The sequence below is a fragment of the Faecalibacterium sp. I4-1-79 genome (assembly GCF_023347235.1).
Lineage (GTDB): Bacteria > Bacillota > Clostridia > Oscillospirales > Ruminococcaceae > Faecalibacterium > Faecalibacterium tardum.
Genome location: NZ_CP094467.1, coordinates 2,213,520 through 2,230,393, shown reverse-complemented (window position 1 = coordinate 2,230,393; position 16,874 = coordinate 2,213,520). Strand labels below are relative to the sequence as shown.

Sequence of the window (16,874 nt, the reverse complement as noted above, 5' to 3'; positions counted from 1 at the left end):
ACAGCGCTTTTTTAGTTCATCGGCCAGGCCTTGTCGAACATCTGCTGCACCTGCGCGGCCAGCAAAGCGTGAGCCGGGCTTTCCAGCAGTGGGTCAGCGGCAAGCAATGCGGCGGCCTCGCTCTGAGCGGCGTGCAGGGTACGGGTGTCATTCATCAGGTCGGCGATCTGCAAGGTGGGCAGACCGTGCTGACGGCTGCCGAAAAAGTCGCCGGGGCCGCGGGTCTCCAGGTCGTACTGTGCCACGGCAAAGCCGTCGGTGGTGGAGCAGAGAAATTTCAGCCGCTTCTGCACGGCTTCGCTGGTGTTGTCGCTGACAAGAAAGCACCAGCTCTCGGCAGCGCCGCGCCCTACACGCCCGCGCAGCTGGTGCAGGGCGCTCAGACCGTAGCGCTCGGCGTTTTCGATCACCATCACGCTGGCGTTGGGCACGTCCACACCCACCTCGATGACGGTGGTGGACACCAGTGCGTCCAACCGCCCGGTCTTGAAATCCTCCATGACGGCGGCTTTTTCCTTGGGTTTCAGCTTGCCGTGCATCAGCCCCACCCGGCGGTCGGGCAGCAGCGTCTTGGCAATGTCCTCATAGTAGGTCTTGACGGCGTTCAGCCCGCCGTCCGGCACATCCTCAATGGCGGGGCAGACCAGATACACCTGCCGCCCCTTGTCGATCTCGCTGTCCAGAAAACGGTACAGGTCTCGCCGCCGCTTGCCGGTGATGCACCGGGTCTTGACCGGGGTGCGCCCGGGGGGCAACTCGTCCAGAATGGAGATGTCCAAGTCGCCGTAGATCAAAAGCCCCAGCGTGCGGGGGATAGGGGTGGCACTCATGACCAGCAGGTGCGGGTTCGCGGCTTTTTCTGCCAGTGCACCGCGCTGACGCACCCCAAAGCGGTGCTGCTCGTCAATGACCGCCAGACCCAGCCGGGCAAATTCCACCCCATCGCTCATCAGGGCGTGGGTGCCCACCACAAGGTCGGCTTCGTCCTTGCGGATGGCAGCCAGCGTGGTGCGGCGGGCGGCGGCCTTCATGCCGCCGGTCAGCAGGGCGACCCGCATCCCGAAGGGGGCAAGCAGCCGGTTGAGCCCCTCGGCGTGCTGCGCGGCCAGAATTTCGGTAGGGGCCAGCAGCGCAGCCTGATACCCCGCCCGGATGCACGCCCAGATGGCGGCAGCAGCTACCAGCGTTTTGCCGCTGCCTACATCGCCCTGCAACAGGCGGTTCATGGCGGTATCGCCCGCCATATCGTTTAAAATCTCCTCCACTGCGCGGCGCTGCGCCCCGGTGGGGGCAAAGGATAGGCTCCGCCAGAAAGGGGCTGGGTCGGCGCGGCGCATGGGTGCCCCGGTGGCCGCAGCGCCCCGGCTGCGCATCCGCCCGATGCCCAATTGCAGCACCAAAAGCTCCTCGTAGATGAGCCGCCGCCGCGCTGCTGCGGCCTGTTCCTCGGTGGCAGGGCAGTGGATGGCACGCACCGCCTCGGCCTTGGGCAGCAGACGGTATTTTTGCAGCATCTCCGGCGGCAGCGGGTCGGGCAGCAGCTCCGCGTGGGGCAAAAGCTGCCGGATGCAGCGGGAGATGGCGCTGCTGGGCAGTCCCTCGGTCTGGGGGTAAACGGCCTCAAAGGGCGCGGCTTGTATCTGCTCGGCGGTGCGCACCTGTGGGTTGACCATCTGGCGGCGCAGCATCCCGCCGGTCACGATGCCCTGAAAATAGTATTCCTGTCCCAGCTGCAATTTTTGGGTGGCGTAGGGGTTATTGAACCATGTGATCTCCAGACTGGCTACATCGTCCCCGGCGGTGATGCGCTCCATCCGCCGCCCACCCGGCAAAATGCGCCCGCCGGGCTTTGCGAATACCTCGGCCTTTACCACACATTCGGTGTCGGCGGGAGCTTCCGCAATGGAGTAGGGCTTGGAAAAGTCGATGTACCGCCGGGGGTAATGGCACAGCAGGTCTGCCAGCGTCACGATGCCCAGTTTTTCGAACCGCTCTGCGGTCTTGGGCCCCACCCCTTTCAAGTAGCGCACCGGGGTGTCCGGCGTTAAGGTGGTGCGATTTTCGGTGGGCATGGTGTTTCAACTCCCTTCCAAGCGTAGTATAGCCATTGTAACACGGACGGGGAACAGATGCAAATATTTTGCCCTTGCGCGGCAGCTGTGGTATACTGACATTACAAAAAGGGAGGAGAGATACTGTGGAAATACGCAACGCAACTATGGACGATTTACAGGCCATTGCCGCCGTGGAGGCGGCCTGTTTTCCGGCAGCGGAGGCTGCCACAGCAGAAGAATTTGCCGGGCGGCTGGCACACTATGCCGATCATTTCTGGCTGTTGTTTGAGCAGGGGGAGTTGGTGGCCTTTGTGGACGGCTTTTGCACCGATATGCCCGACCTGACCGATGAGATGTACGCAGATGCCGCCCTGCATGATGAAAATGGCGCATGGCAGATGATCTTTGGGGTGAACACCCTCCCGCGCTGCCGCCGCCGGGGCTATGCCGGGCTGCTGCTGCAAAGAGCCATCGCAGATGCCCACACACAGGGGCGCAAAGGGCTGGTGCTGACCTGCAAGGAGAAACTTTTGCACTATTACGCAAAGTTCGGCTTTGTGAACGAGGGCGTTTCCGCTTCCACCCACGGCGGGGTAGTGTGGTACCAGATGCGGCTGGACAGCTCTTACGAGAACATCCTGCCATCGGCTTCCGAAAATTGACAAACAATTCTTGATGCCTCGGAGAAGGCATCCTGCATCACCGGCGTTGTGCTGAGTGTGGACGGCTTGGCAAGAGTCTGACGACCTGCTGACATAGAATAACAAAAAAGTCTGAACTGAGGCATCCGCCACCGGTTCAGACTTTTTTATACCATAAAACCACAGACGGCTGCGGACAGCAGCGTGCAGTTTAAGGCAATACCGCATAATTCTAGGTGCCGCAGCCGCCGGAGTGGTGCTTAAGCCGTAAGGCGGGAATTGTGCGGTGTTGCCTTGAGTTACTGTCAGCACTCGTCGTACTGCTTTTGCAGGTATTGCAAGCATTGGACGGCGTTTTCCGGGGTGGTGTTCTCCAAGGTGGCGAACACATAGGGCTTCTGCTCCTTGGCAAACCGCAGAATGGTGCGGTAGTCGCCCATGTCGCCCTGTCCGGCACCGGTGGCAGCCAGCTGCCCGCCGGCGTCCTGCCGCAAAAAGTCCTTGAAGTGGATCATGGCAACATCCTTGCCCAGCAGCTCGATGGCCTCGGCAAACACTTCCTCCTGGCGGTCCACGTTTTCCATGTTCAAAAGGTTCACCGGGTCCAGCAGGATCTGCAGATTGGGGCTGCCAATCTCGTCCAGCACGGTGCGGGCGCGGCGGGCGTCATACACGATATGCTTGACCACCGGCTCAATGGCAATGGTCACGCCGTATTGCTCGGCGCAGCGCACCACCGGCTTGAAGTTTTTGATAAAGGTGGCAAGGGCGGCATCACTGCGGCACTCCGGGCAGAACTTGTACTCTGCGTTGGGTGCACCGGTCTCGGTGCCCACCATGCCGCAGCCCAGCAGGCTGGCAAAGCGGATATGCGCGTAGTACTTTTCCTGAATGGCGTGCAGAGCATCCGTATCCGGGTGCGCCAGATTCAGGTAGTTGCCCAGCACCGCAATGTCCAGCTCGTTTTTGGCAAACAGGCGGCGCAGATAGGCCGCGTAGCCGGGGGTGAGAGCAGAGGGGGTGTTGGGCACCTCCTTCAGGGATTTGCTCAGTGCCAGATGCACGCAGGAAAAGCCCTTCTGACGCACCAGCGGCAGCACCTGCTCAATGGGTAGCTTTTCCGCGTCGTGCAGACGCAGACCGAATTGGATCATGCTTGGTTCCTCCTTTGGTTTGGGTGCGTTTTTACCATTATACACCAAAACTGTCTGCGGGGGAACACTTTAAACTTTTTTAGAAGCTGCTTTAAAGCGCGAAATGTTGTCCACATAGCAAAAGCCGCCTAGATTTCTACGAATCTAAGCGGCTTTTCTTGGAGCTGGTGACAGGAGTTGAACCTGCAACCCACTGATTACAAATCAGTTGCGCTGCCATTGCGCCACACCAGCAAAGGTTACTTGAATAGTATAACACAGGCACGGCTATTTGGCAAGGATTGTTTTTTGCATGGGATAATAATGCCGGAAAAACGGACAAAAATGATAGAAAACAATACACAAGTATAAAAATATACTACAATTTTAAACAATTTTACATTGCAAATTTTTTGACAATGTGTTATGCTGAAACGTAGAGGAACGCCGCCGGAAAGGCGGCTGCAAACAGATTTGGAGGATTTGTATTATGGCTGACCGCATTGTTCTGAATACCATCTCTTACCACGGCCACGGTGCTATCGAGAACATCGTTCCCGAGCTGACCGCCCGTGGCTACAAGAAGGCTTTCGTCTGCTCCGACCCCGACCTGATCAAGTTTGGTGTTACCAAAAAGGTCACCGACCTGCTGGATGCCGCAAACTTTGCCTACGCTGTTTACAGCGAGATCAAGCCCAACCCCACCATCGCCAACGTACAGGACGGCGTGGCTGCCTTCAAGGCTGCCGAGGCTGACTGCATCGTGACCATCGGCGGCGGCTCCTCCATGGATACCGCAAAGGCCATTGGCATCATCATCAATAACCCCGAGTTTGCAGATGTCCGCTCTCTGGAAGGCGTTGCCCCCACCAAGAAGCACGCGGTGTTCACCATCGCAGTGCCCACCACTGCCGGTACTGCTGCTGAGGTCACCATCAACTACGTCATCACCGATGTGGAGAAGAAGCGCAAGTTCGTCTGCGTGGATACCAATGATATCCCCGAGATCGCTGTGGTCGACCCCGATATGATGTCCTCCATGCCCAAGGGTCTGACTGCCGCCACCGGTATGGATGCTCTGACCCACGCCATCGAGGGTTACATCACCAAGGGTCACTGCGTCATTTCCGATATGTTCCATCTGGAAGCCATCAAGCTGATCAGCCAGAGCCTGCGCGGCGCTGTGCAGAACACCCCGGAGGGTCGCGAGGGCATGGCTCTGGGTCAGTACATTGCCGGTATGGGCTTCTCTAACGTGGGTCTGGGCATCGTGCACTCCATGGCACACGGCCTGTCTGCCCTGTATGACACTCCCCATGGTGTGGCCTGCGCCATCCTGCTGCCGGTGGGTCTGGAGTACAACAAGAGCGTTGCCGGCGAGCGCTACCGTGCCGTGGGCAAGGCCATGGGCGTTATGGGCATCGACGAGATGAACGATGTGGAAGCCGCTGATGCTACCATCGCCGCCGTCAAGCAGCTGAGCGCAGACGTGGGCATCCCGGCAAACCTGCACGGCATCCTGAAGGAAGAGGACATCCAGTTCCTCGCTGAGTCCGCTTTTGCAGACGCCTGCCGTCCCGGCAACCCCCGCGACACCAGCGTGGAGGAGATCGTGGAGCTGTATAAGAGCCAGCTGTAAGCTGTAAAAAATGACCTTGAGAGCCGCTGCACCGTGCTTGTGCAGCGGCTTTTTTAACGGAAAAATGTTTTTAATTGCATTATTCCGGGCAGACTGCGGTCTGCCCGGAATGATGCGTTCGTAAAATGAAAACGCACGCCAATTGTAACATTTTTCTGCCGTCCTCTTGTGCAAACCGGCGCAAGCGAGTACAATTAGAGCATAAAAACAGAAGGCGAGGAAAGCGCGATGACACTGAACTTCTACACGCTGGGCGTGCTGTATCTGGTCTATTCCTTCCTTGGGTGGGTAGGGGAGACCGTGGTAGCTACCTTCCGGGGCAAGCGGTTTGCAAACCGCGGCATGGCGGCGGGGCCGTTTTGCTTTGTGTATGGCACTACGGCCATCCTGATGGCAGTGGGCTTTGCAGATATGCGCACAAAGCCGGTGGTGCTGTTCGTGGCCTGTATGCTTACGGCTACCGTGGTGGAGTGGCTCACGGCAAAGCTGCTGGAGCGGCTGCACAACCGCAAATGGTGGGACTACTCGGATAAAAAGCTCAACCTGAACGGTTACGTCTGCCTGCAGTACTCGGTGCTGTGGGGTGCGCTGGGCATGGTGACCGTGCTTTGGGGCAATGGGCTGCTGCTGCGGCTGTGCGCCCTTGTGCCGGACTGGCTGCTGCATCCGCTGGTGTGGGCTGCGCTTGGCATCGCGGCGCTGGATCAGCTGGGCTCGGCGGTTCTGGTGGGGCGGTACGCGGCGCAGCACCCAGTGCTGGAACAGCTGAACCAGAAACTGGAGGCGCGCTCCGACACCTTGCGCCGCCGCATTGCCGTGTATGTGGAAAAGCGTATCCAGCGCGCCTACCCGGAAGCCGCCCGGCAGCAGCCCACGGCAGTGCAAAAGGGGAAAACCGACTTCCTCAGCGCGGCAGACCTGCTGTGGCTGTTCGTCATCGGGGCGTTTCTGGGCGACATGGTGGAGACCGTGTTCTGCCGCCTGACCGCCGGGGTGTGGATGAGCCGTTCCAGTCTGGTGTGGGGGCCTTTCAGCGTGGTGTGGGGGCTGGCGCTGGCCATGGCTACCGTGCTGCTGCGGCAAAATCAGGATAAAAGCGACCGCTATCTCTTTGCTTTCGGCACGGTGCTGGGCGGCGTATATGAATATGTGTGCAGCGCTGTCACAGAGCTATTGTTCGGTACCGTGTTCTGGGATTACAGCAAGTTCAAGTTCAATCTGGGCGGGCGCATCAACCTGCTGTACTGCTTTTTCTGGGGCATTGCGGCGGTGATGTGGATGCGCTACGGCTATCCGCTGGTGCTGAAGCTGATGAAAAAGGTGCGCAGCCATATCCGTCCGTGGATGACAGCGGCGCTGGCGGTGTTCATGGTGGTGAATGTGCTTACCAGCGCGCTGGCACTGGCGCGGTACGATGCCCGCACCAGCGGCGAAGCACCCAACGGCCAGCTGGAAGTGTTCCTTGACGAGCATTTCGACAACGCCCGCATGGAGCGCATTTACCCCAACGCCAAAAAAGTGACCAAGGCAGAATAAATCCCATATTTCCCCTTGCGCTTTTGCCGGAAAACAGGTATAATATTCTCTGGATAAAAGGGAGTAAGGGGCGTACCTTGGTTGAAAAACCGGTGCGCTGTGCTGTAGCGACAGTCCCGGCAGAAATGCCCGATGCAGTACCGGATGCTTGAGACTTTTATCACATTTCCCCGTTTTGGGCTGGATGTGATAAGGGTCTTTTTTTGTGCCTCTGCCGCTATTATTAAAAAGGAGAGATATTATGCTGATCCCTGTTCTGTTATTTATCGTGGGTCTGCTGTGCCTGATCAAGGGCGGCGACTGGTTTGTAGACGGTGCCACCGGCATCGCCCGCCGCTTCCATGTGCCGGAGCTGCTCATCGGTGCCACGGTGGTGTCCATCGGTACCACCCTGCCGGAGGTCATGGTGTCCACTACCTCTGCCCTCACCGGTCACGGCGAGATCGCCTACGGCAACGCCATCGGCTCGGTCATCTGCAACTCTGCTCTGATCGCCGCCATCACCATTGCGGTGCGCCCGGGCAAGGTTGACCCCAAGAGCCTGCGCACCCCGGTGGCCTTCTTCTTTGTGGCTGCCGCTTTCTATGCCGGTGTGGCCTACACCACCGGCTCCTTCACCCGCCCGGTGGGTCTGATCCTGCTGGCCATGTTCGTGGCTTACATCGTGTGCAACGTGCTGGCTATGAAAAACGCCACCGCCCCGGAAGAGGAAGAGCAGGCTGAGGAAGGCTCCTTTGCCAAGGAGCTGGGGCTGCTGGCCATCGGTGCGGTGCTCATTGCTGTGGGCGCTGACCTGCTGGTGGACAACGGCACCCTCATCGCACAGGCGCTGGGCGTGCCGGAGTCTGTCATTGCGCTGACCTTTGTGGCACTGGGCACCTCGCTGCCGGAGCTGGTCACCGCCATTACCTCGCTGGCAAAGGGTCACGGTGCGCTGTCGCTGGGCAACGTCATCGGTGCAAACGTGTTCAATCTGGTGCTGGTCAGCGGCGTGTCCGTCACGCTGGCACCCTTCAGCATCCCGCAGAACTCCACCATCGCAGGCATGAACGCCTCGCTGGTGATGGATATCCCGGTCATGTTTGCCGTGATGCTGCTGCTCACCCTGCCCGCTCTGATCAAGGGCAAGCTGAGCCGCCCGCAGGGCATTGCACTGCTGTGCATCTATGCCGCTTTCTGCGCCGTGCAGTTCAGCATCTGATCTGTTGTAAACGTAAAATATTTAAGGCTGCTGCACAAAGCACTGTGCAGCAGCCTTTTTATGTAGGACGATTTGGAATGGCCGCCGCTATCGGGTTGCGGCACCCAGCATCCGCATCGTGCCTTGGGCGGCACTTGCGTTTTGCTGGCCGCTGCCCCAACAACTCCTCCCTGTTTCCGCCACTGGCGGCGGTCGTCGTCGTTGCACTTTGGCCATATTCAGCGGAAAAATTATTTTATAATTTCGGAATACCGGAGCGTCTGCGGACGCTCCGGTATTCCATTTTCACGGGAAGGGTTTGGAACGAACTCCCTCAGTCAAAGCCTGACGGCTTTGCCAGCTCCCTCTGGGAGGGAGCCTCTGACGCGCCCGCAAGCTTTGCGCTTTAGCCGGAAACTATACCGTCATGCCAAAGGCCCCATCTCAGAGGACGACTTCCCCCGGCCGGGGGAAGATGTCGCCGCAGGTGACAAAAAGGGAAATCTGTCGCCATAGGCGACTGGGGGAGTTCAGCGACGTGCGCCCTCTCCGTCATCGCTGCGCGATGCCACCTCTCCCAAAGGGAGAGGCAAGAGCACCACCGGAAGCTTCCTCATTGCGCCTAATACTTTAGCAACGGACTTTAAACCTTGGCTCTCCCTTTGAGGAAAGACTTCCCCCGCTCCGGGGGAAGATGTCACCGTAGGTGACAAAAAGGGGAATCTGGCGCGTTAGCGCCTGAGAGGGCAAGGCAAAACCCTGACGGCTTTGCCTGAGAGGGTAAAAAAAGTGGGTCAGAAGCGCCCACAGACGTTTCTGACCCACAAATAAAACGATATTTTTTTGTTTTACAGCTGGCAGGCGGTATCGTAACCGGTGCGGATGGCGTTGGAGATATCTGCAGCCTTACCGGCGGCATCGCCGATGGAATACACCGGGATACCGGCAGCTTCCAGCGCAGCAGCGTCAAATGCGTTGGAGCGTGCGCCCATGGCCAGTACGATGTAATCGCAGGGGATGGTCACCTCTGCGCCGTCCTTGTTCTCGCAGACGACGGCATCCATGCGGAACTCCTTGACCTTGTGGCTGGGGTACTGCTCCACGCCGTAGGTCTTGTAGTTTTCCAGCAGGGTGGGCAGAATGGTGGTGCTCTCGCCTGCGGCGATCTTGTCCATCATCTCGATAACGGACACCTTGCAGCCGCGGGCAGCCAGATACTCTGCGGTCTCGCAGCCCACCATACCGCCGCCGATGACGGCAACCGTGCCATATACCTGCTGCTCGCCCGCCAGAACCTTCCACGCGTCGGCAACGTTCACGCTGTCAATGCCGGGAATGCGGGGTGCGGCGCTGTGTGCGCCCACAGCGTTGATGACGGCCTCAAAACCGGCGTCCTTCAGCTGCTCGGCGGTGCGGGTCTGACCCATGCACAGGTGCACACCGGCGTTGCAGACCGCGTGGATCAGGTCCTGTGTGGCGCGGCGCATCTCCTCCTTGCGGGGAGGCACGCAGGCAATGTTCAGCTGACCGCCCAGAGTGGTGGTCTTTTCAAACAGTGTCACGTCATGGCCGCGCAACGCTGCCACACGGGCGGCTTCCAGACCGGCAGGGCCGCCGCCGAGGACGGCGATCTTCTTTTTCTGTGCTGCGGGCTGGATGCTGCGGGTGTTCTCGTAGCCGTTCTCCGCGTTCAGCACGCAGGAGAGGAACTGGCGGTTCTGGATGGCATCGGTGCAGCCCTTGTTGCAGCTGATGCAGCGGCGGATATCGCAGGCCTTCCCGGCAGCGATCTTGGTGCCCCAGTCGGGGTCTGCCAGCAGCGGGCGACCCATGGCAACTATGTCGGCCATGCCGCTCTCGATGACACGCGCAGCCATGTCGGCGTCCACGATACGACCCACGGCGCTGACCGGCACATTGACGGCCTTTTTGATGTCCCCGGCGATCTTGACGAAGAAGCCGTAGGGCTGTACGCCCATGGGAGGAATGGTGTCGGCCATGTTGCCGGTGTGGTTGGCCTGGGCAACGTGGAACATATCCACGCCGTCCTCCACCAGCCACTGGGCAAACTGCACGGCGTCGGCTTCGTCAATGCCGCCCTTGCCGCGCTGCGGGGTGACGATGGACAGCTTGTAGTCGATGACCATATCCGGCACAGCCTTGCGGATGGCGCGGGTCAGCATGCGGGCAAAGCGGACGCGGTTCTCCAGACTGCCGCCGAACTTATCGGTGCGGTGGTTCATGCGGGTGGAGCAAAGGCAGCCGTTCAGGCGGTCGCCGTGGATCTGGATGACGTCCACACCGGCCTTCTGTGCACGCACTGCGCAGGCGCACATCTTATCGATGATAGCCATCAGCATCTCCTCGGTGACCTCATCGGTGAAGAACATCATGTCATGATGCAGGCGCTGACGCATTTCGTCAAACTTCTTCTGCATAAACAGGCTGTTGATGGCGTCCACATCGTACTCCGGGTGGAAGATCTGGATGCCCAGCTTGGTGCCGTAGGCGTGTACGCTGTCGGCCAGTGCCTTGAAGGCAGGAATCTGGCTGTCGTCAAACAGCTTGGGGGTGGGAGAAAAGCTGTTGATGGGTGCCACATCGCCCATAACGATGTAGCCCACGCCGCCCTTTGCCAGACGGGTGTAGAAGCCCATGTCCTGCTCGCTGATCATGCCGTTTTTCTCGTAGCCGGTGGTCAGCGGGGGGAACATGATGCGGTTTTTAAAGGTCTGTCCGCCCACCTCGATGGGCTGCAGAATTACGTTTTCCATACAAAAGCCTCCTTGCAGATACGCTTTGCTTTACAGATTTGCTTTGATGAATGCTGCGGTCTTTTTCTCCACGGCGGCACGGGCTGCCAGCGTGGCAAAGTTGTGGCCACCGCCCGCAATGGTGTCCACCTCGGGTGCGGTGTACACCTGTGCGTAACGGCTGCAGGTGCCCTCGTCCACCAGACGGTCATCGTCGGCGCGCAGCAGCAGCACCGGGCCGTTGTAGCCCTTGGCCTCGGTAAAGGGGTCGGGGTGCTTGGCCATCTCGTAGTTAAAGGCCATCTTGTAGCACAGACCCTCCATGTCGGTGTAGTCCCTGCCGGTCTGCACAACGCCGTCGGCACGTTGTGCGCAGCCGAACCACATCCCGGCGCCCGGGCACAGCAGGATCAGGCCGTGGGGCTGAATGACCGGTGCGCAGGAAGCGGCAATGTAGCCGCCCATGCTCTGGCCGGAGAGGAACAGCTTTTCGCTGTCCACATAGGGCTGCTCAGCGGCCCATGCAAAGATATCCTGTGCATCGGTGTGCAGGCCGTCGAAGCTCATATCCTCGAACTCGCCGTCGCTCTCGCCGTTGCCGTAGAAATCGAACCGGGCGCTGCCGATGCCCTGCGCTGCCAGAGCGCGGGACAGGTGAGTGTACATGGACTTGTAGCCGCTGCAGCTGCCGGCAAAGCCGTGCAGATGCACCACAAAGGGTACCTTGCCCTCGGTGTCGGGCAGGGTCACGATGCCGCGCAGGGTGTGGCCATTGCGGTTTTTAAACTGAACCTGTAAGATCTTCATGGTTTACTTGCTCTCCTTTGCGGCGCGGCGAGTCTTCAGCTCGGTCAGCATCTCGGCAGTCTTCTGCTTGGTCAGGGGATAGACGAAGAACAGGATGGCAACTGCAATGCCGTAGCCCAGGAAGTAGACGCCGGTGTAGCTCTTCCAGATGGCGTTCACAACGCCTGCGGTCTGCACAGCGCCTGCGGTCACGTTGTAGCCGATGGCACCCAGCACAAAGTTGGACAGGCTGCCGGAAATGGCGCTTGCAAGCTTGCGGAAGAAGGAATAGGTGGAGTAAACGATGCCCTCGTTGCGCTCGCCGGTCTGCAGCTCGTGGTAGTCGATGGCGTCGTTGACCATAGCCCAGATCAGCACCTGCATGCCGGAAGCGCCCAGATAGCAGATACCGTTGATGACGATGAAGGCCACGGGGTTATGGACGGGGAAGAAGAACAGGATGCCAAACACGATGGCGGCAAAGCCGGCGCCCATGCAGCACCACTCCTTCTTGCCGAACTTGTTGGCAAGAGGCTGGGTGATGGCAAAGGACAGCACAGCGTACAGCACGCTCAGCATGCCAGAGACAGCCTGAATTTTAACGTTGCCGAAGAAGTCCTTATACAGGTAGGTGTTCAGACCGTTGACCACGGAAGCACCGATCATGCCGGTCAGGCTGAAGAACATAACGCCCAGCAGAGCCTTATTGTGAGAGATCTCCTTGAGCACGTGCAGGTAGTTCAGCTTTTCGCCCTGCGGACGCTCGGGCACTTCCACGCGCTCCTTGCACCACACGCAGGTGATCTGCAGGCACAGCAGGCCCAGCATAGCGCAGATGCAGGCCAGCATCAGGAAGCGGCCAGCCACGGGCTTGTTGTCCACATACAGGAACAGGGGGCCGATCATGACCATGACGGTCATGAAGATGGTGCCGCCAAGGCTGCGGTAGCGGGACAGTGCGGTGCGCTGGCTGACATCATCGGTCATCACGCTGGACAGGGTACCGAAGGGCACGTTGACGCAGGTGTACAGTGCCTCGTACAGAACGTAGGTGACGAACATGTAGGCCAGACGCAGGCCGTAGTTGATGTTGCCCACATTGACAAAGCCCAGTATGCACAGCACTGCCATGGGGAAGGAGAAGGCGCGGATCCACGGGATGAACTTGCCGCCCTTGGTGGCCTTGCGGGAGTCCACGATCGCGCCGATGATGGGGTCGTTCACGGCGTCCCAGATCTTGGTGACCAGCAGCAGGATACCCACATGGAAGGGGTTGACCTGCAGGATCAGGGTGTAGAAGATCGACAGATACATGGCGCGGTACTGCTCAGTAAAGCAGCAGCCCAGATCGCCCAGTGTATAGCCGATCTTGTCCTTCATGGAGAAGGGTCGGACGGTCTTTTTCTGGTCCATTGTGTTTTATCCTCCTTAAAAACAGTGAAACCACGAGACTTTTCGCACAAGTCTCTTTTCTACACTTTGCATTATACGTTAAATTTCCATCAATACATATCCAAAAAATGATTGAAAACTATCACAAATTGATGTATTATGCAATTATAACAGTTGTACTTTTCTGTTGTGTACAACAATCTGTTACACATGACAGTTTCACGGAGGTTTTTTTGGTGAACTATACAGTCAAGCGTTATTTTTTTGAGCAGAGCGCCGTCCGGGAATTTTATTCCGGCGCGTATTATGATTTGTTTCTGGTCATGCGGGGCAGTGGTGTGTTCCGGTGCAGCGAGGTGGTGCTGCCCGCACAGCAGCAGAACCTCATCATCTTCAAGCCCGGTCAGGGCGGCAGGCTGGAATACGCCGGTGCTTACGGCCCGCTGGAACTTATTCGGGTGCAGCTGTCTCCCCAGACGCTGGCGCAGCTTTCGGACGCGGACACCGACCTTGAAAAAAGCTTCAACGTGGTGCCCTTCCGGCAGGTAGCCGTCCGCCCGGACAGCCAGATCTATATGCTGCTGAAAAACCTTGCCCGGAAGCTGCTGATGCTCCCGCAGGAGCGCACCCAGTTCGGCGCAGCGGTATTCGAGCACGGTATTCTGCAGATGTTCGTGGTGCTGGCGCTGCGCGCCTGCATCCATGCGGAGTTCCACACCGCATCGGTCAGCCGCCACCACCTGATGCTGGATGAGGTGTTTTTGTTTATTCAGGCGCACCTTACCGAGGAGCTGACGCTGGAGCGGCTGGAAAAGGAGTTTTTCGTCTCCCGGGAACATATTGCCCGGGAATTTAAACGCCAGACCGGGCAGACGGTGCACCGCTATATCGTAAAGGCGCGGTTAGACCGCTGCTGCACCCTCATCGAGCAGGGGCTTCCCATCACCGAGGTGTACAAGACCAGCGGCTTTGGCGGTTACAACCACTTTTTCCGCGCCTTTAAAAAGGAGTACGGCATGACCCCCAAGGAGTACTTCCATACCACCCGGCAGGACGCCCGGGGATGAAGCCGGCAAAAGCAGCGCCGTCTGCGCCTGTGAAAAAAGCCGCCCGGGAAGATCCGCAGATCCTCCCGGGCGGCTTGCTTATCCTATTTTTTCTTTTACTTGCGGCGGGTGAGGCAGTTCAGCGCCATCACAACCAGCACGAGAAAGCCGATGACCAGCAGGATACCGGTCATGCCGATGAGCATCATGGGCAGGGTGGTCATCCAGGAAGAAAGATGAAGCATAAAGGCACCTCCGTTAAGCCATCAGGGAAAGGATCAGTCCGCCGGCAAGGACGGATGCGATCTGCCCGGAAACGTTGACGCTGATGGAATACATCAGCAGGAAATTCTGGTTGTCCTCGGCCAGACCCATCTTGTTGACCACGCGTCCGCTCATGGGGAAGGCCGAAATGCCTGCCGCGCCGATCATGGGGTTCAGCTTTTTGCCCTCGGGCAGGAAGAGGTTAAGCAGCTTAGCGAACAGCACGCCGCCAGCAGTATCAAAGATAAAGGCCACAAGACCCAGCGCCATGATGAGCAAAGTATCCGGCCGGACGAACTTGTCGGCGGTCATCTGCCCGGCAACGGTCAGACCCAGCAGCAGGGTGATGAGGTTTGCCAGCACGTTCTGGGCGGTCTCGCTCAGGGAGTTCAGCACCCCGCACTCCCGCAGCAGGTTGCCGAACATCAAAAAGCCTACCAGCGCCACGCTGGCCGGGGCTACCAGACCGGCGACCACTGTGACCACAACGGGGAACAGGATCTTGGTCAGCTGGGTGACGTTGCCTTTTTCGTAGGGCATACGGATGCGGCGCTCCTTCTGGGTGGTCAGCAGACGGATGACCGGCGGCTGCACGATGGGCACCAGCGCCATGTAGCTGTAAGCTGCCACCATAATTGCGCCCAGATACTGGGATTTCAGGGTGTTTGCCACAAAAATGGCGGTGGGGCCGTCCGCTGCGCCGATGACCGCAATGGACGCGGCGTCCTTCATATCAAAGAAGAACCCGGCAAGAAACAGGGTGAAAAAGATGCCGAACTGTGCCGCTGCGCCAAACAGCATGAGCCACGGCTTTTCCAGCAGCGGGCCAAAATCGATCATGGCACCGATGCCGATGAACAGCAGCAGCGGGAACAGCTCGTTGGACATACCTGCCTCGAACAGGGCAGAGATGGGGCCAACGGTGTCTCCCTGCGTGATGGCACCGGATGCGGGAAGATTGACCAGAATGGCACCGAACCCCATGGGCAGCAGCAGACTGGGCTCCATCTTTTTGACGATGGCAAGGTAAATGAGCAGGGCACCGATGCCCCACATGACCACCATCTGCCATGTCAGCGCCCCGAAATTTGAAAAGAGCGCGGCGAATGTGTTCCAGAAATTCATATTGTTTTTCTGCCTCCTTTTGTTCTGATGCTGCGGCAAGAAAAAAGACCCTTGCCACAGCGTAAGATCTGTGACAAAAGTCTCAAGCGAACACATGACATCGGGCATTGCTGCCGTGATGACGCTGCCATGCAGCGGCCTGCCGGAAAAAGCCTTGACCGGCGGGCTGCCCTTTACTCCCCTTTATCATTTTTATTGATACCAGAAACTGCCGCTTCTGTCAAGGGGGAAAATGCGGTTTTTCGCAAAAATCCAACCGTGAAAAGGCCAACCGGGAAAATCCGCAGATTTTCCCGGTTGGCAAAATATAAATAATTTTTCCGCTGAAAATGGTCAGAGCGCAGCGGAGACCATTCCAAACCGTTAATCCACCACCGGCACATCCAGCCCGAACTCCTGCGGGCGGAAGCGGGGACAGACGTTCTCGGTGATGCAGATGACCGAAGCGGCCAGACGGCTGCCGATCTCGCAGGATTCTGCCAGCGTTTTGCCGTAGGTCAGGCCGATGACCGTGCCGGCAAAGAAGGCGTCCCCCGCACCGGTGGTGTCCATAACGTCCACCTTTTTGGCGGGTACGATGCCGCAGTCACCGTCTGCACAGGCGTATACCGCGCCCTGCCCGCCCATGGTCACCACCATGCTGGGAATGTTGGCGCTGCGCACGTTGCCCGTGAGCACCCGGCACATCTCGTCCGGGGAGAGGTGGTCGTAGTCGTCCGAGAACAGCAGCCCGGCCTCCTGCTGGTTGCATACAAAACAATCGATCTGCTGCAAAAAATCCCGCCGCTCCATGGCGATGCTCATGTTGGAGACTGCGGCAAACACCTTTTTGCCGTACTTTTTAGCGTAGCGCAGGGTCTGCTTTACCGTTTCTTTTTCGAGGTCCAGCTCCAGCGCAATGGAATCGCAGTTTGCAAAAATGGCGTCGCCCTGCTCCTGCAGCAGACCGGTCAGCGGGGTGGTGTCCGGCCGCTTGGAGATGGCGGCGTGCACATCGCCATCGTTGTCAAAAATGGCCAGCCATGTGCCCATGCCGTCCGGCTTTTTCTGGATAAAGCGGGTGTTGACCTTGTGCCTTGCCAGCTTGTCGATGACGTCCTGTCCCATACCGGTGTCGTCCACCAGACCCACAAAGGTGGGGCGCAGCTCCACGTTGGCGATATCCTCCACCACATTGCGGCTCACGCCGCCGTGTACCTGCTCGATGCGTCCGGCGTTGCGTCCGCCGGGGATATAGGTGGAAAGGGGATAGCCCTTGATGTCCACAAAAACAGCTCCGATGACTACGATGCCCATAAACGATAAACCTTTCTGACTTCAGTTGA

Annotated in this window: 14 protein-coding genes and 1 tRNA gene; 6 read left to right on the top strand and 9 right to left on the bottom strand. The window is 58.7% G+C overall.

Annotation, left to right across the window (positions count from 1 at the left end; genetic code table 11):
* Nucleotides 1-11: 11 nt before the first annotated feature.
* A complete protein-coding gene (gene recG, locus MTP36_RS11050) occupies nt 12-2,072 on the bottom strand; it encodes an ATP-dependent DNA helicase RecG (protein ID WP_249250371.1) in 2,061 nt (686 codons plus the stop codon).
* A 125-nt stretch (nt 2,073-2,197) separates the two neighbouring features.
* On the opposite strand from recG, the gene MTP36_RS11045 reads away from it, so the two are divergent.
* A complete protein-coding gene (locus MTP36_RS11045) occupies nt 2,198-2,716 on the top strand; it encodes a GNAT family N-acetyltransferase (protein ID WP_249250369.1) in 519 nt (172 codons plus the stop codon).
* 284 nt (nt 2,717-3,000) lie between these two features.
* Here MTP36_RS11045 and MTP36_RS11040 read toward each other — a convergent pair whose 3' ends face one another.
* Both MTP36_RS11040 and MTP36_RS11035 read right to left on the bottom strand, forming a co-directional pair.
* On the bottom strand, nt 3,001-3,849 hold the full coding sequence (locus MTP36_RS11040) for a sugar phosphate isomerase/epimerase family protein (protein WP_249250367.1): 849 nt from the start codon (nt 3,847-3,849) through the stop codon (nt 3,001-3,003).
* Between the two features lie 159 nt (nt 3,850-4,008).
* Nucleotides 4,009-4,083: transfer RNA gene (locus MTP36_RS11035), tRNA-Thr, on the bottom strand.
* Nucleotides 4,084-4,318: 235 nt separating this feature from the next.
* Here MTP36_RS11035 and fucO point away from each other — a divergent pair.
* From fucO to MTP36_RS11020, 3 genes are all read left to right on the top strand, one after another.
* A complete protein-coding gene (gene fucO, locus MTP36_RS11030) occupies nt 4,319-5,467 on the top strand; it encodes a lactaldehyde reductase (protein ID WP_005922374.1) in 1,149 nt (382 codons plus the stop codon).
* Between the two features lie 228 nt (nt 5,468-5,695).
* On the top strand, nt 5,696-7,003 hold the full coding sequence (locus MTP36_RS11025) for a putative ABC transporter permease (protein ID WP_249250364.1): 1,308 nt from the start codon (nt 5,696-5,698) through the stop codon (nt 7,001-7,003).
* Nucleotides 7,004-7,244: 241 nt separating this feature from the next.
* A complete protein-coding gene (locus MTP36_RS11020) occupies nt 7,245-8,204 on the top strand; it encodes a calcium/sodium antiporter (RefSeq protein WP_118658350.1) in 960 nt (319 codons plus the stop codon).
* 827 nt (nt 8,205-9,031) lie between these two features.
* On the opposite strand, the gene bilR is transcribed toward MTP36_RS11020, so the two are convergent.
* From bilR to MTP36_RS11005, 3 genes are read right to left on the bottom strand one after another with little or no spacing between them, the layout of a single operon-like run.
* A complete protein-coding gene (gene bilR / locus MTP36_RS11015) occupies nt 9,032-10,957 on the bottom strand; it encodes a bilirubin reductase, long form (protein WP_249250362.1) in 1,926 nt (641 codons plus the stop codon).
* Between the two features lie 30 nt (nt 10,958-10,987).
* Nucleotides 10,988-11,743, bottom strand: a complete 756-nt coding sequence (locus tag MTP36_RS11010; RefSeq protein WP_249250360.1) for an alpha/beta hydrolase family protein — start codon at nt 11,741-11,743, stop codon at nt 10,988-10,990.
* 3 nt (nt 11,744-11,746) lie between these two features.
* Entirely contained in the window at nt 11,747-13,135 is a 1,389-nt protein-coding gene (locus MTP36_RS11005; protein WP_249250358.1) for an MFS transporter, read from the bottom strand.
* Between the two features lie 215 nt (nt 13,136-13,350).
* Here MTP36_RS11005 and MTP36_RS11000 point away from each other — a divergent pair, with 215 nt between their 5' ends.
* Complete coding sequence (locus MTP36_RS11000) at nt 13,351-14,181, top strand: helix-turn-helix domain-containing protein (RefSeq protein ID WP_242983446.1); 831 nt, start codon at nt 13,351-13,353, stop codon at nt 14,179-14,181.
* Nucleotides 14,182-14,276: 95 nt separating this feature from the next.
* On the opposite strand, the gene MTP36_RS10995 is transcribed toward MTP36_RS11000, so the two are convergent.
* Entirely contained in the window at nt 14,277-14,405 is a 129-nt protein-coding gene (locus MTP36_RS10995) for a hypothetical protein (RefSeq protein WP_015538181.1), read from the bottom strand.
* Nucleotides 14,406-14,418: 13 nt separating this feature from the next.
* Nucleotides 14,419-15,549, bottom strand: a complete 1,131-nt coding sequence (locus MTP36_RS10990) for a sodium ion-translocating decarboxylase subunit beta (RefSeq protein ID WP_015538182.1) — start codon at nt 15,547-15,549, stop codon at nt 14,419-14,421.
* A 70-nt stretch (nt 15,550-15,619) separates the two neighbouring features.
* On the opposite strand from MTP36_RS10990, the gene MTP36_RS15970 reads away from it, so the two are divergent.
* Nucleotides 15,620-15,748 carry a hypothetical protein gene (locus MTP36_RS15970; protein WP_256466512.1) on the top strand — a complete coding sequence of 43 codons (129 nt, stop codon included), beginning with the start codon at nt 15,620-15,622 and terminating at the stop codon, nt 15,746-15,748.
* A gap of 164 nt (nt 15,749-15,912) precedes the next feature.
* Here the strand turns inward: MTP36_RS15970 and MTP36_RS10985 are convergent, their stop codons facing one another.
* Nucleotides 15,913-16,845, bottom strand: coding sequence for a carbohydrate kinase family protein (locus MTP36_RS10985; protein ID WP_249250349.1), 933 nt, complete (start codon nt 16,843-16,845; stop codon nt 15,913-15,915).
* Nucleotides 16,846-16,874: the final 29 nt, after the last annotated feature.